At 53.8% G+C, this 21,313-nt stretch carries 23 protein-coding genes and 2 pseudogenes; 11 read left to right on the top strand and 14 right to left on the bottom strand.

Annotation, left to right across the window (positions count from 1 at the left end):
• The first annotated feature begins 11 nt into the window (after window positions 1-11).
• From E3U32_RS14075 to artJ, 6 genes are all read left to right on the top strand, one after another.
• Complete coding sequence (locus tag E3U32_RS14075) at window positions 12-530, top strand: lipoprotein (protein WP_045908429.1); 519 nt, start codon at window positions 12-14, stop codon at window positions 528-530.
• Window positions 531-756: 226 nt separating this feature from the next.
• Entirely contained in the window at window positions 757-1,485 is a 729-nt protein-coding gene (gene artP / locus E3U32_RS14080) for an arginine ABC transporter ATP-binding protein ArtP (RefSeq protein WP_134349283.1), read from the top strand.
• A gap of 19 nt (window positions 1,486-1,504) precedes the next feature.
• Window positions 1,505-2,236, top strand: a complete 732-nt coding sequence (gene artI, locus E3U32_RS14085) for an arginine ABC transporter substrate-binding protein ArtI (protein WP_008500032.1) — start codon at window positions 1,505-1,507, stop codon at window positions 2,234-2,236.
• Window positions 2,237-2,242: 6 nt separating this feature from the next.
• The gene (gene artQ, locus E3U32_RS14090; protein ID WP_134349284.1) at window positions 2,243-2,959 is read left to right on the top strand and encodes an arginine ABC transporter permease ArtQ; all 717 of its coding nucleotides are present in this window, start codon (window positions 2,243-2,245) and stop codon (window positions 2,957-2,959) included.
• Complete coding sequence (artM, locus tag E3U32_RS14095; RefSeq protein WP_025756070.1) at window positions 2,959-3,627, top strand: arginine ABC transporter permease ArtM; 669 nt, start codon at window positions 2,959-2,961, stop codon at window positions 3,625-3,627. The genes artQ and artM overlap by 1 nt, the downstream gene beginning before the upstream one ends.
• Window positions 3,628-3,806: 179 nt before the next feature.
• The gene (gene artJ / locus E3U32_RS14100) at window positions 3,807-4,538 is read left to right on the top strand and encodes an arginine ABC transporter substrate-binding protein ArtJ (RefSeq protein WP_021240923.1); all 732 of its coding nucleotides are present in this window, start codon (window positions 3,807-3,809) and stop codon (window positions 4,536-4,538) included.
• Between the two features lie 84 nt (window positions 4,539-4,622).
• Here the strand turns inward: artJ and E3U32_RS14105 are convergent, their stop codons facing one another.
• The 11 genes from E3U32_RS14105 to nfsA all read right to left on the bottom strand — a co-directional run bounded on the left by E3U32_RS14105 (window position 4,623) and on the right by nfsA (window position 15,390).
• Complete coding sequence (locus E3U32_RS14105) at window positions 4,623-6,092, bottom strand: sensor histidine kinase (protein WP_134349285.1); 1,470 nt, start codon at window positions 6,090-6,092, stop codon at window positions 4,623-4,625.
• Window positions 6,076-6,783, bottom strand: a complete 708-nt coding sequence (locus E3U32_RS14110) for a response regulator transcription factor (protein ID WP_059310675.1) — start codon at window positions 6,781-6,783, stop codon at window positions 6,076-6,078. Before E3U32_RS14110 ends, E3U32_RS14105 begins: the two co-directional genes overlap by 17 nt.
• A gap of 105 nt (window positions 6,784-6,888) precedes the next feature.
• Complete coding sequence (gene rlmC / locus E3U32_RS14115; RefSeq protein ID WP_134349286.1) at window positions 6,889-8,028, bottom strand: 23S rRNA (uracil(747)-C(5))-methyltransferase RlmC; 1,140 nt, start codon at window positions 8,026-8,028, stop codon at window positions 6,889-6,891.
• Window positions 8,029-8,068: 40 nt separating this feature from the next.
• Window positions 8,069-8,566, bottom strand: a complete 498-nt coding sequence (locus E3U32_RS14120; protein ID WP_134349287.1) for a YbjO family protein — start codon at window positions 8,564-8,566, stop codon at window positions 8,069-8,071.
• Window positions 8,567-8,608: 42 nt separating this feature from the next.
• Window positions 8,609-9,454: a putrescine ABC transporter permease PotI gene (gene potI / locus E3U32_RS14125; RefSeq protein WP_029739447.1), complete on the bottom strand. Its 846-nt coding sequence runs from the start codon at window positions 9,452-9,454 to the stop codon at window positions 8,609-8,611.
• Window positions 9,451-10,404, bottom strand: a complete 954-nt coding sequence (gene potH, locus E3U32_RS14130) for a putrescine ABC transporter permease PotH (protein WP_134349288.1) — start codon at window positions 10,402-10,404, stop codon at window positions 9,451-9,453. Before potH ends, potI begins: the two co-directional genes overlap by 4 nt.
• A gap of 10 nt (window positions 10,405-10,414) precedes the next feature.
• On the bottom strand, window positions 10,415-11,548 hold the full coding sequence (gene potG / locus E3U32_RS14135) for a putrescine ABC transporter ATP-binding subunit PotG (RefSeq protein ID WP_134349289.1): 1,134 nt from the start codon (window positions 11,546-11,548) through the stop codon (window positions 10,415-10,417).
• A 143-nt stretch (window positions 11,549-11,691) separates the two neighbouring features.
• On the bottom strand, window positions 11,692-12,804 hold the full coding sequence (potF, locus tag E3U32_RS14140) for a spermidine/putrescine ABC transporter substrate-binding protein PotF (protein WP_047346966.1): 1,113 nt from the start codon (window positions 12,802-12,804) through the stop codon (window positions 11,692-11,694).
• 351 nt (window positions 12,805-13,155) lie between these two features.
• Entirely contained in the window at window positions 13,156-13,632 is a 477-nt protein-coding gene (locus E3U32_RS14150; protein ID WP_014169308.1) for a YbjN domain-containing protein, read from the bottom strand.
• A gap of 63 nt (window positions 13,633-13,695) precedes the next feature.
• Window positions 13,696-14,598 (bottom strand): 30S ribosomal protein S6--L-glutamate ligase, encoded by a 903-nt coding sequence (gene rimK, locus E3U32_RS14155; protein WP_134349290.1) that lies wholly within the window; start codon window positions 14,596-14,598, stop codon window positions 13,696-13,698.
• Window positions 14,599-14,667: 69 nt separating this feature from the next.
• The gene (gene nfsA, locus E3U32_RS14160) at window positions 14,668-15,390 is read right to left on the bottom strand and encodes a nitroreductase NfsA (protein WP_134349291.1); all 723 of its coding nucleotides are present in this window, start codon (window positions 15,388-15,390) and stop codon (window positions 14,668-14,670) included.
• 184 nt (window positions 15,391-15,574) lie between these two features.
• Here nfsA and E3U32_RS14165 point away from each other — a divergent pair, with 184 nt between their 5' ends.
• Window positions 15,575-15,844: a GrxA family glutaredoxin gene (locus tag E3U32_RS14165; protein ID WP_134349292.1), complete on the top strand. Its 270-nt coding sequence runs from the start codon at window positions 15,575-15,577 to the stop codon at window positions 15,842-15,844.
• Window positions 15,845-15,874: 30 nt separating this feature from the next.
• On the opposite strand, the gene E3U32_RS14170 is transcribed toward E3U32_RS14165, so the two are convergent.
• The gene (locus tag E3U32_RS14170; protein ID WP_134349293.1) at window positions 15,875-16,249 is read right to left on the bottom strand and encodes an inner membrane protein YbjM; all 375 of its coding nucleotides are present in this window, start codon (window positions 16,247-16,249) and stop codon (window positions 15,875-15,877) included.
• A gap of 273 nt (window positions 16,250-16,522) precedes the next feature.
• Between E3U32_RS14170 and E3U32_RS14175 the strand changes: the two genes are divergently transcribed.
• Window positions 16,523-18,208 carry an aspartate:alanine antiporter gene (locus E3U32_RS14175; RefSeq protein ID WP_014169303.1) on the top strand — a complete coding sequence of 562 codons (1,686 nt, stop codon included), beginning with the start codon at window positions 16,523-16,525 and terminating at the stop codon, window positions 18,206-18,208.
• Window positions 18,209-18,496: 288 nt separating this feature from the next.
• Here E3U32_RS14175 and E3U32_RS14180 read toward each other — a convergent pair whose 3' ends face one another.
• Together E3U32_RS14180 and E3U32_RS23790 are read right to left on the bottom strand one after the other, a co-directional pair.
• Window positions 18,497-18,712 (bottom strand): ogr/Delta-like zinc finger family protein, encoded by a 216-nt coding sequence (locus tag E3U32_RS14180; protein WP_353620386.1) that lies wholly within the window; start codon window positions 18,710-18,712, stop codon window positions 18,497-18,499.
• A gap of 204 nt (window positions 18,713-18,916) precedes the next feature.
• Window positions 18,917-19,110, bottom strand: a pseudogene (locus E3U32_RS23790) (regulator).
• A gap of 107 nt (window positions 19,111-19,217) precedes the next feature.
• Between E3U32_RS23790 and E3U32_RS23960 the strand changes: the two are divergent.
• From E3U32_RS23960 to E3U32_RS14195, 3 genes and pseudogenes are all read left to right on the top strand, one after another.
• Window positions 19,218-19,410 (top strand): annotated as a pseudogene (locus E3U32_RS23960) (helix-turn-helix domain-containing protein); the annotation flags it as partial.
• 1 nt (window position 19,411) lies between these two features.
• Entirely contained in the window at window positions 19,412-19,609 is a 198-nt protein-coding gene (locus E3U32_RS23905) for a hypothetical protein (protein ID WP_320385998.1), read from the top strand.
• 195 nt (window positions 19,610-19,804) lie between these two features.
• On the top strand, window positions 19,805-21,256 hold the full coding sequence (locus tag E3U32_RS14195) for a KAP family P-loop NTPase fold protein (RefSeq protein ID WP_134349294.1): 1,452 nt from the start codon (window positions 19,805-19,807) through the stop codon (window positions 21,254-21,256).
• The last annotated feature ends 57 nt before the right edge of the window (window positions 21,257-21,313 follow it).

Genomic DNA, 21,313 nt, shown 5'->3' on the forward strand with positions numbered 1-21,313 from the left:
AGGAAATCAACATGCGCTATTCTGCTTTAACACTTTTCGTGCCCTGCGCGCTGGTGCTCAGCGCCTGTACCACCACGGTCACGCCAGCCTTTAAGGATATCGGTACCCGCAGCGGCCCCTGCATTGAGGGCGGCCCGGACACCGTGGCGCAGCAGTTCTATGATTATCGCATTCAGCACCGCAGCAACGATCTCACCGGCCTGCGCCCCTATCTGAGCGACGGCCTGGCAAAACTGCTTAACGACGCCACCCGCGATCCACAGCACAACGCGCTGCTGAAATCCGACCCGTTCTCCAGCCGTACCACGCTGCCAGACAGCGCCGAAGTAGCCAGCGCGTCAACCATACCGAACACGGATGCCCGCAATATTCCGCTGCGCGTGAAGCTGACGCAGGGTACCCAAACCTGGCAGGATGAAGTGCTGATGATCCGCGAAGGTCAATGCTGGGCGGTAGACGACGTGCGCTACGTTGGCGGCAGCGTTCACGCCCCGGCTGGCACGCTTCGCCAGTCGATTGAGAATCGCTAAACCCGCCGATACCACGCGGTTACCCCCGTAAAATGTGCGGCATTTCTTGCGGAATGCCGACATTTATACTCGCCGACCTTTCCGTTCGCTATTTTGTGCTATGTTTAAGTAGAAACACGGGTTATATTTAACTTTTAACGCATAAATATTGCATAACTATTCTGTCAACGGTACTATCTGCGGCCTCAATTGCTATAGATTGCCTGGATGAGTAAAGACTGCCCCGATGAGTATTAAACTAAACGGCATTAACTGCTTCTACGGCGCACACCAGGCGCTGTTTGACATCACGCTGAACTGCCCGGAAGGCGAAACGCTGGTTTTGCTTGGCCCAAGCGGTGCAGGCAAAAGCTCCCTTCTGCGTGTCCTTAATCTGCTTGAAATGCCCCGTTCAGGTACGCTGGCTATCGCCGGTAACCACTTTGATTTTGCGAAAACGCCGTCTGATAAAGCGATTCGCGAACTGCGTCAAAACGTCGGCATGGTCTTCCAGCAATACAATCTCTGGCCGCATCTGACCGTACTGCAAAACCTGATTGAAGCCCCGTGCCGCGTGCTGGGGTTAAGCAAGGATCAGGCGATAGCGCGTGCTGAAAAGCTGCTGGAGCGTCTGCGCCTGAAGCCCTACAGCGACCGTTATCCGCTGCATCTTTCCGGTGGTCAGCAGCAGCGCGTGGCGATTGCCCGCGCGCTGATGATGGAGCCCGCAGTACTGCTGTTTGATGAACCGACGGCTGCGCTGGATCCGGAAATCACCGCCCAGATCGTCAGCATCATTCGCGAGCTGGCGGAAACCAATATTACGCAGGTTATCGTCACCCACGAGGTGGAAGTGGCGCGTAAAACCGCCAGCCGAGTGGTTTACATGGAAAACGGCTATATCGTTGAGCAAGGTGATGCGGGCTGCTTCGCTAACCCGCAAACCGATGCCTTCAAAAACTATTTATCTCATTGATTGTGTCAGGGGAAATATAATGAAAAAAGTATTACTTGCCGTGCTGCTTGCTGGCGTTACCCTTTCCGCTACCGCAGCCCAGACCATTCGTTTCGCCACGGAAGCGTCTTATCCTCCGTTTGAGTCTATAGATGCGAACAACAAAATTGTGGGCTTCGACGTGGACCTGGCTAACGCCCTGTGTAAAGAGATCGACGCGACCTGCACCTTCAGCAACCAGGCGTTCGACAGCCTGATCCCAAGCCTGAAGTTCCGCCGTATCGACGCCGTGATGGCCGGTATGGACATCACCCCTGAGCGTGAAAAGCAGGTGCTGTTTACTACCCCTTACTACGACAACTCCGCCCTGTTCATTGGTCAGAAAGGTAAATTCACCTCTGTTGATCAGCTGAAAGGCAAAAAAGTCGGCGTGCAGAACGGCACCACGCACCAGAAATTCATTATGGATAAACATCCGGAAATCACCACCGTTCCGTATGACAGCTACCAGAACGCGAAGCTGGATCTGCAAAATGGCCGTATCGATGGCGTATTTGGTGATACCGCGGTTGTGACCGAGTGGCTGAAAGCCAACGACAAACTGGCGCCAGTGGGCGACAAAGTGACCGATAAGGATTACTTCGGTACCGGTCTGGGGATTGCCGTTCGTCAGGGCAACACTGAGCTGCAGCAGAAATTCAACGCTGCGCTGGAAAAAGTGAAGAAAGACGGCACCTACGAAACCATCTACAAAAAATGGTTCCAGAAGTAATTCCTGATGAATGAAATTTTTCCTTTAGCAAGCGCCGCCGGGATGACCGTCGGCCTTGCCGTTTGCGCACTGGTTATCGGCCTCGTGCTGGCAATGTTCTTTGCGGTGTGGGAATCAGCAAAATGGTTCCCCGTCGCCTGGGCAGGCTCCGCGCTGGTCACCGTGCTGCGTGGGCTACCGGAAATTCTGGTGGTCCTGTTCATCTATTTTGGCTCTTCACAGCTGCTGCTCACGCTGTCTGACGGCTTCACTCTGAATCTTGGTTTTGCGCAGATCCCGGTGCAGATGCAGATTGAAAACTTTGACGTCAGTCCGTTCCTGTGCGGCGTGATTGCCCTCTCCCTGCTTTACTCCGCGTACGCGTCGCAAACCCTGCGCGGTGCGCTGAAAGCCGTGCCGCAGGGACAGTGGGAGTCGGGTCAGGCGCTAGGCTTGTCGAAATCAGCGATCTTTTTCCGTCTGGTGATGCCGCAGATGTGGCGTCATGCCCTGCCGGGCCTCGGCAACCAGTGGCTGGTGCTGCTGAAAGATACCGCGCTGGTGAGCCTGATAAGCGTTAACGATTTGATGCTGCAAACCAAAAGTATCGCCACCCGTACTCAGGAGCCTTTTACCTGGTACATTGTGGCGGCGGCTATCTACCTGGTGATCACGTTGCTCAGTCAGTACATCCTCAAGCGTATTGACCTGCGAGCGACGCGTTTTGAACGGAGACCAGGCTGATGCTTGAATATTTTCCCGAGCTAATGAAAGGGCTGCACACCAGCCTGACGCTGACCGTGGCGTCCATTATCGTGGCCCTGATCCTGGCGCTTATTTTCACCATCATCCTGACGCTGAAAACGCCGGTTCTGGTGTGGATTGTGCGCGCTTATATCACCCTGTTTACCGGTACGCCGCTGCTGGTGCAGATATTCCTGATTTACTACGGCCCGGGGCAGTTCCCGTCGCTGCAGGAGTATCCGGTCATCTGGCATCTGCTCTCTGAGCCGTGGCTGTGTGCCCTGATTGCCCTTTCGCTGAACAGTGCGGCCTATACCACCCAGCTGTTCTACGGGGCGATCCGTGCCATCCCTGAAGGACAGTGGCAGTCCTGCGGGGCGCTGGGCATGAGCAAGAAAGACACGCTGGCAATTTTGCTGCCGTACGCCTTTAAGCGCGCGCTCTCTTCCTATTCCAACGAAGTGGTGCTGGTGTTCAAGAGTACCTCTCTGGCCTACACCATCACCCTGATGGAAGTGATGGGACACGGACAGCTGCTGTACGGACGCACCTATGACGTGATGGTGTTCGGCGCGGCAGGCGTGGTGTATCTGGTGGTTAACGGTCTGTTGACGCTGATGATGCGCCTGATCGAGCGTAAAGCGCTGGCGTTTGAGCGCAGAAATTAACCAGAAAAATGCATAAATCTGTATTTTAAAAGCGGGTAACCCAATGGGTTATCCGCTTTTTTTATTGTAATAAATAATATTTAATCATATTTATTGCATATAAATTCATTAACTGGCATTGTACATCCATGCCGCAGACACGGCGCATAATGACAAGATAGACAGACGGGAGCATTACAATGAAAAAGTTAGTTCTGGCCGCATTACTGGCAACGTTCGCCGCTGGCGCATCCGCTGCGGATAAAATCAATTTTGGCGTTTCCGCCACCTATCCGCCGTTTGAATCGCTGGATGCCAGCAACCAGATCGTCGGTTTCGATATCGATCTGGCGAAAGCGCTGTGCAAACAAATGCAGGCCGACTGCACCTTTACCAACCATGCCTTCGACAGCCTGATCCCGTCGCTGAAATTCAAAAAATACGATGCGGTGATCTCCGGGATGGACATCACGCCTGAGCGCAGCAAACAGGTTGCGTTCACCGACCCGTACTACGCCAACTCGGCGGTGGTGATTGCGAAGAAAGGGGCATACACCTCTTTTGACCAGCTGAAAGGCAAACGCATCGGGATGGAAAACGGCACCACGCACCAGAAATACCTGCAGGACAAACATCCTGAGGTGAAGACCGTGGCCTATGACAGCTACCAGAACGCGATTATCGACCTGAAAAATGGCCGTATCGATGGCGTATTCGGTGACACCGCCGTGGTGAACGAGTGGCTGAAAACCAACCCTCAGCTGGGCACCGCCACGGAAAAAGTGACCGATCCACAGTACTTCGGCACGGGTTTGGGTATCGCGGTACGTCCGGATAACAAAGCCCTGCTGGAGAAACTGAACGGCGCGCTGAAGGCGATTAAAGCCGACGGTACGTACCAGAAAATCAGCGAGCAGTGGTTCCCGCAGTAATGTCTTTTGCCGGGTGACGGCTTCGCCTTACCCGGCCTACGGGGGGAATTGCAGGCCGGATAAGCATAGCGTCATCCGGCAATTCTACAGCGGTACAAAGAAGCGAAAACGCGCCCCGCTCACCGACTCCATCAGCCTGATCCCTCCCCCGTGCAGCTCCAGCATCCTTTTCACAATCAGCAGCCCTAACCCGCCGCGATTCTCTCGCGATGCCTGGGTCGTCAACGCCGACGGTCGCTGGAACAGATCCTCTCGCAGCGCGGCATCGACGCCCGTTCCGTTATCCGCCACTTCGACCTGAAGCTGTTGATTCTCCTGCCAGACCGCCAGACGAATTTCCCCGCCGGTCGGCGTATGGCGCATTGCGTTATCCAGCAGGTTGGTCACCACGCGCTCAATCATTGATACATCAGCAAACACCTGCGGCAGCGGTCCCGGCACGTCAATATGCAGATTCACCTCACGCGTGCGGGCGGTGAGCTCAAACTTCTGCGCCACGTCGGAAATCAGCTCCCCCATCGCGAAACGCTCTCGCTGCGGCTTAATACCGCCGTGCTCAAGGCGCGCCAGCTCAAACAGCTGCTGTGAAAGATGGCGTACTTTTTGCCCCTGACGCAGCGCGGTAGCGAGATACTGCTGGTGCTCCTGCGGGGTCAGAGTCGCCGATTTTAGCGACAGGGTTTCCAGATAGCCGAGCAGCGAGGTGAGCGGCGTGCGAAGGTCGTGCGAGATATTGGCGATAAACTCCCGGCGCTGGCGATCGCTGTCGGCCAGCTGATCCCACTGTTGGGTGATTTTGCGTGCCAGCTCGATAAAACTGTTGCGCAGGAGCGCCACTTCATCCTTTGCCGCCGCGTCCGGCGTCTGTACCGCCAGTTGTCTGATTGCGCTCATGCTGTCCTGATCCAGCCCGGCGACCTCGACCGTCAGCTCTTTTACCGGGCGCGTGACCCAGTACCAGACCAGCAGGCCCGCCAGCAGCCCAAACAGCGCGACCCACAGCAGCGACCACAGCACCGTGCTCCACAGCGCCTTATGCCAGGCCATGTCCGCCAGCGCGTTCGACTCCTCGCCCTGCAAAATAATGTACAGATAACCTTGTAGCTCGCCGTCCTTCCGCAGTGGCGTGGCGCTAAAGACTTTTTTATTCTGACTGCGCGGATCGTCGCCCAATACCGGAATAGCGGTACCGCTCAGGAAGGTCTGAACCGGAGCCAGGTCGATTTTTTGCCGCTGAATATGGCCCGGCGGTGCAGCATCGGCCAGGATATCGCCGTCCGGGGAGACGACGTACAGCTCAACGCTCGGATTAAAGGTCATCAGCCGGTCAAACAGCGGTTTCAGCGCGCTGCGGTCGACCCTGCCCTGCGCGTCCAGAATCGGTTCACGCTGGACTATCTGCTGCGCCAGCCCGCCCGACAGCCGCTGCACCATCGCGTTACCGTATTGCGTACTGCTGTAGAGCTGTACCGCGCAGGCGACGGTGGCGCAGAGCATCATCAACAGGATGAACAGCAGCGTCAGCCGCTGGCTCAGACTAAAGCGGCGCATCATGGTGCGGCTCCGCAAATTTGTAACCCTTGCCCCAGACGGTGCGAATGATCTCCGGCTCGGCGGCGTCCTTCTCAATCTTGATGCGCAGGCGGTTGATGTGGGTGTTAACGGTGTGCTCATAGCCTTCGTGCTGATAGCCCCAGACCTGCTCCAGCAGCGCCAGACGAGAAAATACCTCACCTGGATGGCGGGCAAAGAAGTAGAGCAGCTCGAATTCACGCGGCGTGAGATCCACCACCTGGCCGTGAAGCAGCACGCTGCGCGCCAGCGGATCGATGGTCAGACCGTGGGCCTGAATTTGACCGTCGGTTTGCGCCTGCCCCATCGCCTGCTGGCGGCGGAACAGTGCTTTGATACGTGCAATCAATTCCTGCACCGAAAACGGCTTAGCCAGATAATCATCGGCGCCGGTTTCCAGCCCGGTGATGCGGTCAGTTTCGCTGCTGCGGGCGCTGATGATAATGACCGGCAGGTAGCGCGTCATCTGACGGATGCGGCGGCAAATCTCCAGCCCGTCAACGTTGGGCAGCATCAGGTCAAGGATCACCGCATCCCACGGCTGTTTTTCAAGACGCTGCAGGGCGTTTCCCCCGTCGGGCTCGTGGGTGATTGCGTAGCCTTCATCTTCTAAATTGAGTCGCAGAAGCGCCGCGATATCGTGGTCGTCTTCCACCAGCAGGATCTGCTTCATGGGTAAGCCTTCATTCATTTCTTATGACGTAAGCTTACCTGATTTCGCAGGGATGAAGAGTTCACATTTTGTTGAACATTGTGCGGGGTTCGTGCCGGGTGGCGGCTACGCCTTACCCGGCCTACGGATTAACAACGTCAACACTTCATAATGCGCGGTATGTGGGAACATATCGAAAAGCTGCACGCGTTCAATGCGGTAGCCCGGCAGGCTGGCGATATCTTTCGCCATGGTCTGCGCGTTACAGCTGGAATAGACGATGTATTCCGGTGCCATCTGGCTTAGGTAGTCGCACAGCGCATTCCCGATGCCACGGCGCGGCGGGTTGACCAGCACCAGCTCCGGCACGTTGCCCTGGCCGGTCGCAAACTGCGTGGAGTCGAGCGCCTGGAAGCGCAGGTTCGTCAGACCCAGTTCGGCCGCGGACTGTCTGGCGCAGGCAATCGCTTCGGCTGAAATCTCAATCCCGGTAAGCTGCATCTCGGGCGTGGCGCAGTGCAGGCCAAAACCGCCCACGCCGCAGAAGAGATCCCACATATGATTGATGTTTAACGCACGCACCCAGTCGCGGGCGGTGGCGTACAGGCCGCTGGCCACGGTCGGGTTAGTCTGGAAGAAGCTTTGCGGGCGGATCCACAGCGGCACGCCGTTGAAGTTCTCGGCCAGCGCGTGCTGTTCGGTGAAGAAGATTTCTTTCTCCCCTTCCATGATCGCCATATGCACCGGCTGAATGTTTGCGGTAATCACCTTCAACTGCGGAAGCTGCTGCTGAAGCCACGGCAGCGCCGCGCGAAGCTGCTCCAGCTTAGCTTCCGAACGCAGCACGAAACGCAGCATCATGCCGCCGTCGACCTGGCTTTCCGTCAGCAGAAGGTATTTCAGCTCGCCGCGCCTGCGGGCGACGTTGTAAGGCGTTAAGCCCGCACGCGCGATAAAAGGTTTCAGTGCGGCAAAGACGGGCTCAAAGGAGGCGGGATACAGCGGGCAGTCGGTTAAATCTTCCGGCGTGCCGTCGCGATGCAGCATTCCCAGCAGCGGTTTTTCCACGCTGCCGCTGACCACCATTTTGGCTTTATTACGAAAGCCCTGCTCCGGGCCGCTGACGGGTGCGCACCACTCGCCCACCGCGTGTGTTGCCAGCAGCTGTTGCAGGTCGGCCATTTTGGCGGTGAGTTGTTGAGAGACCGGCTGTTCTATCCACTGGCAGGAGCGGCAGCGTCCGGCGTCATAGAGTGCGCACTGCATATGAAAACCTTAAGAATCACGAGGGCTGCGATTATACACATTATTGCAGGCGGAAGAACCGCCGACTGGAAGCCGGAACGAAGAGTAGACAGAGCACGAGCATATCCGGCAGTTTTTGCATAAACAGCGCGCGCAGGATCTCGCGTTTGGATTCCCCGGCAATGCTGAACAGCTCCGGGTAGCCGTATCCCAGCGAGGCGGCCCACAGATAGCTGGCGGCGGTCACCTGCGTAAGCAGATACACCCAGCGCGCCCAGTTGCGTCCTTTGATCAGCGAAAAGGCGCAGTAAATCTCGATAAACACCAGCACCAGGCTGCTCAAAAAGACCAGCGTCAGATTCCACGTCTGCACGCTGCGGTGAATGAATTCACCGATGCCGCGCACGCCCAGAGTGTTGAGAATCATCAGCACATCCAGGCAGCGGATCATAATAATGGCGAGCGCCGCCACCTGAACCAGCGCAGGGACGTTAGGACGCGCGTGCGTAATACGTGATTTTTTTAATAATCCCAATGTTTTTACTTCCCTGAAAAACAGTGCCGCGTCATGCGCGGCACATCACTGGAAATTTTAAATCCTTCAGCCGCGTCTTGCACGCTGGATATCGCGCACACGCTGTTTTTCCGCGCGCGCCATCAAATACCAGGCGATAAATCCGACAATTCCGACCACGCCGAGGATGATTGAGGCCAGGGCGTTAATCTCCGGATTCACCCCCATACGCACGCTGGAGAAGACCAGCATCGGCAGCGTCGTCGCCCCCGGGCCGGAGACAAAGCTGGCGATAACCAGATCGTCCAGCGACAGCGTAAACGCCAGCAGCCAGCCGGAGATCACCGCCGGCATAATCATCGGCAGGGTAATGATGAAAAAGACCTTCAGCGGCGTCGCGCCAAGATCCATCGCCGCCTCTTCAATGGAGCGATCCAGCTCGCGCATGCGCGAGGAAATCACCACCGCGACATACGCGGTACAGAAGGTGACGTGAGCCAGCCAGATGGTGAGCATTCCGCGATCCGCCGGCCAGCCGATGGCGTGCGCCAGGGCCACGAACAGCAGCAGTAGCGCAAGACCGGTGATCACGTCCGGCATCACCAGCGGTGCGGTGATCATAAAGGCGAACCCATTCGAACCGCGAAAACGGCCGAAGCGCACCATCACCAGCGCGGCAATCGTGCCCAGCACGGACGCCATTGTAGCCGCCAGCGCCGCAATGGTCAGGCTCAGCCCCACCGCGCTCATCATCGCATCATCGTGGAACAGCTCGCTGTACCAGCGCGTCGACCAGCCCGCCCAGACCGTCACCAGCTTGGAGCTGTTGAACGAGTAGATCACCAGCATCAGCATCGGCGCATACAGGAAGGTAAAGCCGATCACGAGGATCGCAATTCGCCACGGGGAGCGTACTACCGGTAAGTTGTTCATCCGTGATCTCCCATCTGTTTCTGCTGATGCTTGTGGAACCACATGATCGGCACGATCAGCAGCAGTAACATGACAATCGCCACCGCAGACGCCACCGGCCAGTCGCGGTTATTGAAGAACTCCTGCCACAGCACGCGGCCAATCATGATGCTGTCTGGCCCGCCGAGCAGTTCCGGGATCACAAACTCCCCCACCGCCGGGATAAAGACCAGCATTGACCCGGCGATAATGCCGCCTTTGGTCAGCGGGACAATGACGCTAAAGAAGGTTTTCAACGGGCGGGCACCGAGATCGAGCGACGCTTCCACCAGCGAGTAATCGATACGCGTCAGCGCCGTGTAGATCGGCAGCACCATAAACGGCAGATAGGCGTACACAATGCCGATATAGACCGCGAGGTTGGTGTGCAGGATCGTCAGCGGCTGATCGATAACCCCAAGCCACATCAGAACGTTATTCAGCACGCCGTTGTTTTTCAGGATCCCCATCCAGGCGTAAACGCGGATCAGGAACGAGGTCCACGACGGCAGGATCACCAGCAGCAGCAAAATATTCCGCGTCGACGGCTTACTGTGCGCCACGGCCCACGCCAGCGGATACCCCATCACCAGGCAGCAGAGCGTCGAGATCGCCGCCACCTGCAGCGACTGCAGATACGCTTCGAAATAGAGCGGGTCGTCCGTCAGCTGCAGGAAGTTACCGAGATTAAGCGTCAGCGTCAGCTGCCCGTCGGCCCAGTCCAGCAGGTTGGTATAGGGCGGGATCGCCCGCGCCATTTCCGCCAGACTTATCTTGAAGACAATCAGAAACGGCAGCAGGAACAGCAGGATCAGCCACACGTACGGCATGGCGATCACCAGCTTGCGGCCGTGTTTCATCTGCATGCGCGTCAGCCAGTTGGCAACGCCGCCCGGTTTGCCCGCGCGGGCTGGAGGTTCAAGTGTACTCATTGGCCGCTCCTTATACCGTCAGCACAACGCAACTGTCAGCATCCCAGCACAGGCGCACTTCGTCGCCCCATGTCGGCTGGCCTTTGCGATAGCGATGTTCGTTCTGTAGCTGCGCGCTGAGCATCTGCCCGCTTTTCAGGCGCACGTGGTAGATGGACAGATCGCCCAGATAGGCAATGTGGACCACTTCGCCCACGGCAAAGTTATAGCCATCGGCAGGCGGATCGTCACAGAGCATGATCTTCTCCGGACGCAGCGCGACGTAGACCGGCACGTTATCCACCACGGAGTTATCCGGATCGACCTTCAGGGGATGCTGTAGCCCCGGCGATTCAATGACCACGCCATCCTCCTGACGGTCTTTCAGCAGCCCTTCGAAAACGTTAACCGAGCCAATGAACTCCGCGCTGTAGCGGGTGGTCGGGTGCTCATAAATCTCTTCCGGCTCGCCAATCTGCACGAACTTGCCGCGGTTCATGATCGCAATACGACCGGCCATGGTCATCGCTTCTTCCTGGTCGTGGGTGACCATCACGCAGGTCACCCCCACGCGCTCGAGGATATCCACCACTTCGAGCTGCATACGGTCGCGCAGTTTTTTATCCAGCGCGCCCATCGGCTCATCGAGCAGCAGCAGTTTCGGGCGTTTCGCCAGGCTTCTTGCCAGCGCCACGCGTTGCCGCTGGCCGCCAGAGAGCTGGTGCGGTTTACGCTTCGCGAACTCCTGCATGTGCACCAGACTGAGCATCTCAGCCACGCGCGCGGTAATTTCGGCCTTCGGCAGCTTGTCTTGCTTCAGGCCAAAGGCGATGTTCTGCTCCACCGTCATGTGCGGGAACAGCGCGTAGGACTGGAACATCATGTTAATCGGGCGCTGATACGGCGGCACGCTGGAGAGATCCACGCCATCGAGCATGATTTGCCCGGCCGTGGGCTGTTCAAAACCGGCCAGCATACGCAGCAGGGTCGATTTACCGCAGCCAGATGCCCCCAGAAGGGCAAAAATTTCGCCTTTATAGATAGTCAGGCTGACGTCGTCCACGGCATGCTGGCCATCGAAAGATTTGGTGAGGTTACGAATTTCAAGAAGCGGGGTCAGCGCTTTACGGACTTTCGCCTGCGGGCGGGGGATCGCGTCATTCACGGGGTGGTCTCCGGCATAGATCAAAACTGGTGCAAACGCACCTTCAGGGTGCGCATCGCCGGGCGGCGCTAACGCCAGCCCGGCCTACGGGTTTTGTAGGCCCGGTAAGCGATAGCACCACCGGGCAACAATACCAAACGCCGTTATTTACCGCTTTTCACCTTGGTCCACGCACGGGTACGCACGCGGTCAATTTTTGGATCCTGAACTTTCAGGGTGAAGAGCTTGGCGAACACATCCGCAGGCGGATAAATAGCCGGGTTATTACGGATTTCTTCGCTCACCAGCGGCACGGAGGCCTTGTTACCGTTTGCGTAGTAAACGTGGTCGCTGATGTGGGCGATCACGTCAGGACGCATCAGGTAGTTGAGGAACTGATATGCTTCGTCTTTGTTTTTTGCATCAGCCGGCATCGCGAAGACGTCAAAGAAGGCCAGCGCCCCCTCTTTCGGAATGAAGTAAGAGACGTTCACGCCGTTTTTCGCCTCTTTCGCGCGGTTAGCCGCCTGCCATACGTCCCCTGCCCAGCCAATCGCGACGCAGATGTCGCCGTTTGCAAGGTCGTTAATGTACTGGGACGAGTGGAAGTAACGAATGTTTGGACGCAGCTTCAGCAGCAGATCGGTCGCCGGGCCGGTGTAGTCATCAGCCTTGCTGCTGTTCGGATCTTTGCCCAGGTAGTTCAGCACGGTGGCGAAAATCTCTTCCGGCGCATCGAGGAAAGAAACGCCGCAGCTTTTCAGCTTCGCAAGGTTTTCCGGCTTCAGCACCACGTCCCAGCTGTCCAGCTTAACGTCCGGGCCCAGCGCCGCTTTCACTTTATCGACGTTAAAGCCGATACCGGTGGTCGCCCACAGATAAGGCATCGCGTATTTGTTGTCCGGGTCGTGTTTAGCCACCAGCTTCAGCACTTCTGGATCGAGATTTTTCCAGTTCGGTAACTTGCTCTTATCCAGCGGCTGGAAAACGCCTGCCGTCAGCTGACGCTCCAGGAAGCTTGCGGAAGGCACCACGAGGTCAAACCCGGTGCTGCCCGCCATCAGTTTTCCTTCCAGCACTTCGTTGGAATCGAAAACGTCGTAGACCACTTTAATGCCGGTCTCTTTTTCAAAATTCGCGACCGTGTCCGGCGCAATATAGTCAGACCAGTTGTAAACGTGCAGCGTTTTTTGTTCCGCAGCGAGCGTGCCGGCAGAGACGGCCATCAGAGCACCCGCAACCAGACCCGATAACCATTTTTTATTCAAGGCGATCATATCTTTATTCCTTCTGAAAGCTCGTTAACAAACGAACTAAAACTGTGCAATCTGAAGATATGCAATAATCATGCATAGTTTGTCGCTCTGCCCGAAATAAAAAGAAACCTCTTTACCCGGCAGCTTCCGCTCGCTTTTTTAAGCATCGCAAGAATAACTGTAGCCCGTGTCTCCGGCTATAGCCCGGACGAAAAAACGCCTTTTATCAATTTTTTATGCAGGTTATGTCTACGTGATAAGCCGAAATGGCCTTCAGGGAGGTGAAAAATTCTTTAAAGAAAGGTTAAAAGCAGCAGAAAAAATGGCCTTCTGCAGCCGCTATGGCAGCGACTGCGCAAAAGTCAGACAGGCTTAGTGAAGAAAATTGGGAGATGCATCATTATTCTCTGCATCATCTTCCGCGCTATACAGCAGATGGTGTGCATTGGCTTCCATCATGACCATGGAAATTTGCTCTTCACTCAAGCGCATAAACCAGGAGAACTGCTTGAACGACAGCCCGGCACCGGAGAATAAAGACTGGCAAACGACCAGTTTTGGCAGATTATCATCCTGTATGTCGAGAAATGCTTTCACCGTCAAAGAACTGGCGTTGATTGCTGACAGGTCGGAGGCCAGCGCCAGCAGCGCAGACGGCTTCACTTCGGCCAGCGCGGAGAAAAGGATCACGTCGTTAATGAGATCGATTTTGGCATCAAAAATACCGTCGAAATTCTGCATATGAGGCAGATGCAGCGCCTGGCAGGAATCACATTCAAAGAACGTAATACCGGCATCATCGAGCCATTGACGTAACGTATCCAGTGTTGGAACGACCTGTAAATCCATCGCTGTGCAGCCTCTTAAATAAAAACTTCGCATAGATTACGCAAAAAGCGTGCTCAATACCATTTAACCGCCCGTTTTCAGACAGTAACCCGGCGTGGCATGACGCTCGATCCATGAGATCATTTTACCCGCAATATCGACCCCGGTGGTTTTTTCCACGCCTTCCAGCCCCGGTGAGGCATTTACCTCCATGACCAGCGGACCGCGCGTCGCCCGCAGAAGGTCTACGCCCGCCACGTCCAGCCCCAGCGTTTGCGCCGCTTTCACGGCAATCTCCCGCTCCCGGTCGCTGATATTGGCAACCCGCGCCACGCCGCCGCGGTGAAGATTAGAGCGGAAGTCACCCTCTTTTGCCTGGCGCTCAATGGCCGCCACCACTTCGTTACCGACCACGAAGCAGCGAATATCGCATCCTTTAGCCTCTTCGATATACTCCTGCACCAGAATGTGGGCATTTAGCCCCCGGAAGGCATCAATCACGCTTTCCGCCGCCTGCCGTGTTTCCGCCAGCACCACGCCAATGCCCTGCGTGCCTTCCACCAGCTTGATTACCAAAGGCGCGCCGCCCACCATATCGATGAGATCGCTGGTGTCGTCCGGCGAATGGGCAATCCCCGTGACGGGGAGATCGATCCCCTGACGGGCGAGCAGCTGCAGCGAGCGCAGCTTGTCGCGGGCGCGGGAAATGGCGACGGACTCATTGAGCGGATAGCTGCCCAGCATTTCAAACTGGCGCAGCGCGGCGGTGCCGTAATAGGTTATCTGAGAGCCGATGCGGGGGATAACAGCATCGAAGTGCGGCAGCTTGCGGCCTTTGTAGTGAATCGACGAGGCGGCCGGGTCGATGTTCATATAGCAGGACATCGGGTCGAGGATCTCAACCTGATGCCCGCGTTTCGCCGCCGCTTCTCGCAGGCGTTTACATGAATAGAGCGTTCCATCCCGGGACAATATGGCAATTTTCACCCTGCACCTCTCTGAAGACATGGAAAAAGCCTGCGTATCATATACGCAGGCAGGCGCAGGATAAATGGACTATCGCGTCGCCCAACCCTGTTTGTGCAGATAATCGAGAATAAACGGGCGATTTTCTTTAATGATGGTACGGCGAATATGGTCAGTCCAGGTATCACGACGGTTATTGCTGCCACGCGTCATGTAGTAGTTCGCCAGCTCGTCGTCATACTGATTCAGGACGTCCTGGTCGACCGGCTGGTAGTGGTTTTCATGCACCAGCATGGCGGCAGGAATACGCGGCTTGAGATCCGGGTTATCCGCCGGCCAGCCGAGGCACAGGCCGAACAGCGGCAGCACATGTTTAGGCAGCTTCAGCAGCTCGGTCACGCTTTCGATGTTGTTACGCAGGCCGCCGATGTAGACACCGCCTAACCCCAGCGACTCCGCCGCCGTAAAGGCGTTTTGCGCCATCAGCGCGGTATCTACTACGCCCAGCAGCAGCTGTTCGGCGAGCCCCAGCTCGGCCTCAGGGCAGATCTGCAGGTGGCGGTTAAAGTCGGCGCAGAACACCCAAAACTCCGCGGCCTGGGCCACATGCTTTTGCCCACCGGTCAGCGTGACCAGCTGCTCGCGCATGGCCGGGTCGGTAATGCGAATAATGGAACTGCACTGCAGAAAGCTGGAGCTGGAGGTCGCCCTGGCGCTGTCAATAATCGCGGTACGCTGCGCCTCGGTAATCGGCTCACCGGTGAAGTGGCGAATGGAACGGTGGGATGTGAGCAGGTCTATGGTTGGCGTCATCTTCTCTCTCTTTGTCTTGCTTAAACCGTATGGCAGCCAGTATAGGCAATGATTTGCGCGGTGTAATTGGCGAAACATAGCCTGACTGTATCAAAGCGACAGGCGAAACCTTCTTTAATGGCGGCAGGTTATCGGGCACTATATGTCTTATTCGCCGTCAGGCTTGTTTTTTGAGGAGAGAGAAATGTTTGCAGTAATTTTTGGTCGTCCAGGGTGCCCTTACTGTGTGCGCGCAAAAGAGCTGGCTGAGAAACTGACTGAAGAGCGCGATGACTTCAACTTCCGCTACGTGGATATTCACGCGGAAGGCATCACGAAAGCGGATCTCGAAAAAACCGTCGGCAAGCCGGTTGAAACCGTACCGCAGATCTTCCTCGATCAGCAACACATCGGCGGTTGCACTGATTTTGAAGCTTACGCCAAAGAGCATCTGGGCCTGTTTGCCGCCCAGTAATGCGAAGACGCCCTCACCCTGAGGGCGTTTTTATTTGTGGTGTCGTCGGTGTTGAACCAGACTGCACACAAACAAATAGCAGAGCGCCCCAAGCGCGCACCAGAACACGCCGCTCAGCAACCACGCCAGCTCCTGCCAGAAACTCCGCGTTGATACATACAGCAAGCGCATCAGCAGCAGACACAGCGGCGCGGCAAGCATGGCCCCCAGTAGCGGTTTTACCACCTCCCCTTTACGGGAGAGAAAACTGGCCGCGGCGCCCGGCAGCGTGAAAAAGAGCAAACCCAGCTCCGGATGACCCGAAGCCCTGAACGCCCCTTTCACATTAAAAGCGAGCGACATGCATACGACCGTGAACAGCAAAAAGCAGCTGATCACCCCCGCCCAGTTTCGTTTAATGTTCAAACTATCCTCCTGACTTATCTCTATCAAATACACATTCGTCGGGTAGACGCCCAGTCAGATAAAGCAATGCGGCAATCCTTGCCAAAGCACGCACAGGGTGATGCGATAATAAGTAGCTGTCAGTAGCTAATGCGATTAAACTACACGCCAGCTAATGTTTTAGGGAATAAAGCAGGAAACAGGGAGCGTTAACGCCTTTCCCTGACCCAGAAAACAGTAGCCCAAAAAGTCCTTTCATTCAACAACTTACTGGTAAACAAGAAGTTAGCCTCCGTGAATATAAACGTCGCAGACTTGTTAAATGGGAATTACATCCTGTTATTATTTGTGGTACTGGCGCTGGGTCTTTGCCTGGGTAAATTGCGCCTGGGTTCAGTTCAACTTGGTAATTCCATTGGCGTTTTAGTCGTCTCCTTATTATTAGGCCAGCAGCACTTCAGCATTAACACGGACGCGCTCAACTTAGGTTTTATGCTGTTTATTTTCTGTGTTGGCGTGGAAGCGGGACCTAACTTTTTTTCAATTTTCTTCCGCGACGGCAAAAATTATCTGATGCTGGCGCTGGTGATGGTCGGCAGCGCGCTGCTGATCGCCTTAGGGCTGGGCAAACTGTTTGGCTGGGATATCGGGTTAACGGCCGGTATGCTGGCGGGCTCCATGACCTCCACCCCTGTGCTCGTGGGGGCCGGTGATACCCTGCGCCATTCCGGCATGGCCGGCGCGCAGCTCTCGACCGCCCTCGACCACCTGAGCCTGGGCTATGCCCTGACCTATCTGATTGGTCTGGTGAGCCTGATCGTTGGCGCGCGCTACCTGCCAAAACTTCAGCACCAGGATCTGCAGACCAGCGCTCAGCAAATCGCCCGCGAGCGCGGTCTCGATACCGATTCCAAACGTAAAGTCTATCTCCCGGTGATCCGCGCCTACCGCGTCGGACCAGAGCTGGTGGCATGGGCAGACGGCAAAAACCTGCGCGAGCTGGGGATTTACCGCCAGACGGGCTGCTACATCGAACGTATCCGCCGCAACGGCATTCTGGCGAACCCGGACGGCGACGCGGTGCTGCAGATGGGCGACGACATTGCGCTCGTCGGTTACCCGGACGCCCACGCCCGTCTCGACCCGAGCTTCCGTAACGGCAAAGAGGTGTTCGACCGCGATCTGCTCGATATGCGCATCGTCACCGAAGAGATCGTGGTGAAAAACCATAACGCCGTTGGCCGCCGTCTGGCGCAGCTGAAGCTGACCGACCACGGTTGCTTCCTCAACCGCGTGATCCGCAGCCAGATTGAAATGCCGATCGACGATAACGTTGTGCTTAATAAAGGCGACGTTCTCCAGGTCAGCGGCGACGCCCGCCGCGTGAAAACCGTTGCCGACCGCATCGGCTTTATCTCCATTCACAGCCAGGTCACCGACCTGCTGGCCTTCTGCGCCTTCTTTATTGTTGGCCTGATGATCGGGATGATCACCTTCCAGTTCAGCAACTTTAGCTTCGGCATCGGTAACGCCGCCGGGCTGCTGTTCGCCGGGATCATGCTGGGCTTCCTGCGAGCGAACCACCCGACCTTCGGCTACATTCCGCAGGGCGCGCTGAACATGGTGAAAGAGTTCGGCCTGATGGTCTTTATGGCAGGCGTTGGCTTAAGCGCCGGCAGCGGCATTGGCCACAGCCTGGGTGCCGTCGGCTGGCAGATGTTGGTTTCCGGACTTATCGTCAGCCTGGTGCCGGTGGTGATCTGCTTCCTGTTCGGCGCCTACGTGCTGCGCATGAACCGCGCCCTGCTCTTCGGGGCGATGATGGGGGCGCGTACCTGTGCGCCTGCCATGGAAATCATCAGCGACACCGCGCGCAGCAACATCCCGGCGCTGGGGTATGCGGGCACGTACGCAATTGCCAACGTACTGCTGACGCTGGCGGGTACGCTAATCATCATCATCTGGCCAGGACTCGGATAACTCCTAAGTTTGCGCGTAGTGGAAAATATTTTCGTTACGCGCAGAACTTTTTTATCAGGGGGCAGTCATAACTAGTGCCACTGCTTTTCTTTGATGTCCCCAATTTGTGGAGCCCATCAACCCCGCCGTTTTGGTTCAAGGTTGATGGGTTTTTTGTTGCCTGAACTTTACCATCCATTAAATCAATCACTTACAACACCTCATTCCCCTGTATGGCGATAAAATGGCGGCAGCGCTTTTGCCATGGCGGCAACAGGTAATAAAAAACCCGCCAGCGGCGCGTCAGAATCAGTAAGCTAATTGTTCCGCATTCCTTTCGGATGAGGTGGGGCGGCGCTGATTTTTTTCCGGACGGCAGACGGACCGCACAAAAGTCTCATGCGTCACGAACGTATGCCCGCACTCAATATTGGTACACTGGTTGTATCGTTCTTTGGTTTCGCTGGAAACCTGAAAGCTACTGCGTTTATGAGCGGCCTGGCCGCACACCGGGCAATTCATCATTTCGTTCAGCCCTCACTCTTAACCAGTTCACAATAACGAAACATAATTGTTCTCCATTTCGAACAAATATGTAACGTCGAGCAAAAAACCAACAGGCTTCATCAACGTGCTTTTGTTTAGGAACTTTATAATCAAACATAAATTTGATATCCGAATGTATCGCAAAATCGAACTCTAAAACTAACTACGGAAAGCATACGTTTCTTAAGCTGATAGCGCATCTACATGCAAAGCAGCCATGCTAATCATGACCTTTACGCACTTTTTATCTTTATGCAGAGGAAGGCGACCTCAACCAGCATGTCATTGAGCGTATCGACTGAAAGGCCTGTAAGTTCGCTATAATGCTTAATTGTGACGAGCGGTGTATTCAGAGGGATTGAAATGTTTGGGGTCATAGTGCAACATTCCTTGATTAGTTCGACTTGCGGCAAACCGTTGTTAATCGTTATTAGTGTAGGCTGCAAAAGAACACTGAGAGGTGTACTCAAAGTTCCCTTTTGGAATCCTTCAATGCAATTTTGATTGCTTAGAAGGTCTTTTAGATTTCAATAACAGCGGAAAGAAAGTGATTGAGCGTTTGGTTGAGGTGTATGATTTCATCACTCGACAGGCTCTCTGCAATCGCTTGGGTGTCTCTAAGAGCACAATGGCGACCCAATACATGCGTGACATCTTTCCGACAGACTGGGGGCTTAAATGCATTATGTAACCAGTGTTTCCGTTGAATGGTTTGTTTCTAGTAAGAGTGCGTTGATGATGATTGCTGCTAAAAAGTTAATGAATATTGAAGCTCACGAATTAAGAGATATTGAAGCAGTGGTTCGGAAAAAGTATTGTATCGACCCTTCTTTAATTATTAATGAAAATAAAGTATCCATTAGCTGTAAAATTTGACTAGCATGTCTACGTTTGTGATTTTTAAGATCCAATCATTTCACTGACTCAGAGTGAATAAAAAACGAGCATGAAGAGAATAAATTTTATACCCGTAAAAAAGCTATGGTGTCAGGAGATATTTTTTCTTTTGAGTTCTATGTTAACCCCCTTAAACATATATCTTAATTTTATAATGTGATTAGTGAGGATTGAATGGATATTGAGTGGAACTGGGCGCAAAGTGATCATTTTCTTGATGAGCAATTTCCTGCCGACACTTTAGATCGCGAGAAATATGCAACTTACCTGTATAAAATTTGTGCAGCCCGCGGAGAAAAATCAAACCTGGTTGTAAACATAAATGCGGAATGGGGGGCGGGGAAAAGCTATTTTACAAAGCGTTTAGCCAATTCCATATCAGCGTTTCACCCTACTGTATATATTGATGCCTGGAAAGATGATTTTTCAGAAGACCCATTACTTACAGTCTTCAGTTCAATCAAAGAACAATTATCAGGACAATCTGATGACTTTACTCGTAAGATTAATGAAACTGTTGAGAAAATAGGCCCTCTTCTGAAGTCTGCAACACCTGTTATCATTAATGGGCTGGTAAAGAAACTAACTGGTATTGAGGATATAGCTGAATTAACAAAAGATTTATCAACTAAGTTATTAGATCTTCATACTGAAAAAGCATCAAGTATTTCGGCAGTAAAAAAAGGCATCAGTACGTGGGTAAATCATATAGAGAACAAAGATCTCATCAATAAGAGCCTGCCTCTTTTCGTAATAATTGATGAGCTAGATCGATGCAGACCAGACTTTGCAATTAATTTATTAGAAATTACAAAGCATATATTTAACATTCCTGGCGTAGTATTCATTATTGCGACAGATACAGAGCAATTACAACACTCAATTAAAGTTGTATATGGGAATGAATTTTCTGCAAGCCATTATTTAAGTCGTTTTTTTGATAGAAGGTTTTTACTTCCCACACCAATTATGAGAGATTTTCTTAAGACTATCTCTGCGGATAATGTTATTGAAGAATTTGACAAATTAAAAACTCGTATGTCTCCCCAACCTCCCAACTTCGATATTTTTATCGAAAATTGTGCTAATATTTTTGAATCTTTACGCATGAACCTTCGAGACTCAATTAAATTATATGAAAAATTAATTGATATACTTATAACAGCCCAAAAAAACTTTGACCCTACCTTCCTCTTATTATTATCAATAATAAACAATAAAGATAATGAAATTTATTCATTACTTAAAGCTAAAAAAACAGATAAAACAATATTGAGCAAAATGGACTCATCAATAACTTTATGCTTTGACCTGTCAAGATCGACGACATTGGTTAATGTTTTGATGAGTAATGGTGTGAGACTTGTAAATGAACTTCGCGATGAAATTATTACTGTAGATATTTCTGATTACATTTTCACAGCGCGTTCAGTAATAGAAATAAAAAGTCCTGTATCCAGTAATGGCTCACATTACCCAGAAGAATGGATTGATGGCGGATTACCTCTAAATAACACTGTAAATAATTTCCTAAAAATTGGCTGGGCCAGTACTAAAACACATGACTTGTCTCTTAACCTCAACCAATATTTTGAATTGATTGAACTTAGTACAACATTCGAATAATGTTCGAACAAAAAAATATCGGACATTAACCACTGGCTAAATAAACAGTTAAATTTC

This window comes from Lelliottia nimipressuralis (genome assembly GCF_004402045.1).
Taxonomy (GTDB): Bacteria; Pseudomonadota; Gammaproteobacteria; order Enterobacterales; family Enterobacteriaceae; genus Enterobacter; species Enterobacter chinensis.

Bases quoted from the DNA above. Each gene is read 5' to 3' on its own strand.
- potF (WP_047346966.1), bottom strand. From the start codon at position 12,804: ATGATCGCCTTGAATAAAAAATGGTTATCGGGTCTGGTTGCGGGTGCT.
- rlmC (WP_134349286.1), bottom strand. From the start codon at position 8,028: ATGCAGTGCGCACTCTATGACGCCGGACGCTGCCGCTCCTGCCAGTGG.
- E3U32_RS23905 (WP_320385998.1), top strand. From the start codon at position 19,412: ATGCATTATGTAACCAGTGTTTCCGTTGAATGGTTTGTTTCTAGTAAG.
- E3U32_RS14110 (WP_059310675.1), bottom strand. From the start codon at position 6,783: ATGAAGCAGATCCTGCTGGTGGAAGACGACCACGATATCGCGGCGCTT.
- artI (WP_008500032.1), top strand. From the start codon at position 1,505: ATGAAAAAAGTATTACTTGCCGTGCTGCTTGCTGGCGTTACCCTTTCC.
- E3U32_RS14165 (WP_134349292.1), top strand. From the start codon at position 15,575: ATGTTTGCAGTAATTTTTGGTCGTCCAGGGTGCCCTTACTGTGTGCGC.
- potI (WP_029739447.1), bottom strand. From the start codon at position 9,454: ATGAACAACTTACCGGTAGTACGCTCCCCGTGGCGAATTGCGATCCTC.
- artJ (WP_021240923.1), top strand. From the start codon at position 3,807: ATGAAAAAGTTAGTTCTGGCCGCATTACTGGCAACGTTCGCCGCTGGC.
- potH (WP_134349288.1), bottom strand. From the start codon at position 10,404: ATGAGTACACTTGAACCTCCAGCCCGCGCGGGCAAACCGGGCGGCGTT.
- artQ (WP_134349284.1), top strand. From the start codon at position 2,243: ATGAATGAAATTTTTCCTTTAGCAAGCGCCGCCGGGATGACCGTCGGC.
- E3U32_RS14075 (WP_045908429.1), top strand. From the start codon at position 12: ATGCGCTATTCTGCTTTAACACTTTTCGTGCCCTGCGCGCTGGTGCTC.
- E3U32_RS14105 (WP_134349285.1), bottom strand. From the start codon at position 6,092: ATGATGCGCCGCTTTAGTCTGAGCCAGCGGCTGACGCTGCTGTTCATC.
- E3U32_RS14195 (WP_134349294.1), top strand. From the start codon at position 19,805: ATGGATATTGAGTGGAACTGGGCGCAAAGTGATCATTTTCTTGATGAG.
- E3U32_RS14150 (WP_014169308.1), bottom strand. From the start codon at position 13,632: ATGGATTTACAGGTCGTTCCAACACTGGATACGTTACGTCAATGGCTC.
- artM (WP_025756070.1), top strand. From the start codon at position 2,959: ATGCTTGAATATTTTCCCGAGCTAATGAAAGGGCTGCACACCAGCCTG.
- E3U32_RS14180 (WP_353620386.1), bottom strand. From the start codon at position 18,712: ATGATGAATTGCCCGGTGTGCGGCCAGGCCGCTCATAAACGCAGTAGC.
- artP (WP_134349283.1), top strand. From the start codon at position 757: ATGAGTATTAAACTAAACGGCATTAACTGCTTCTACGGCGCACACCAG.
- nfsA (WP_134349291.1), bottom strand. From the start codon at position 15,390: ATGACGCCAACCATAGACCTGCTCACATCCCACCGTTCCATTCGCCAC.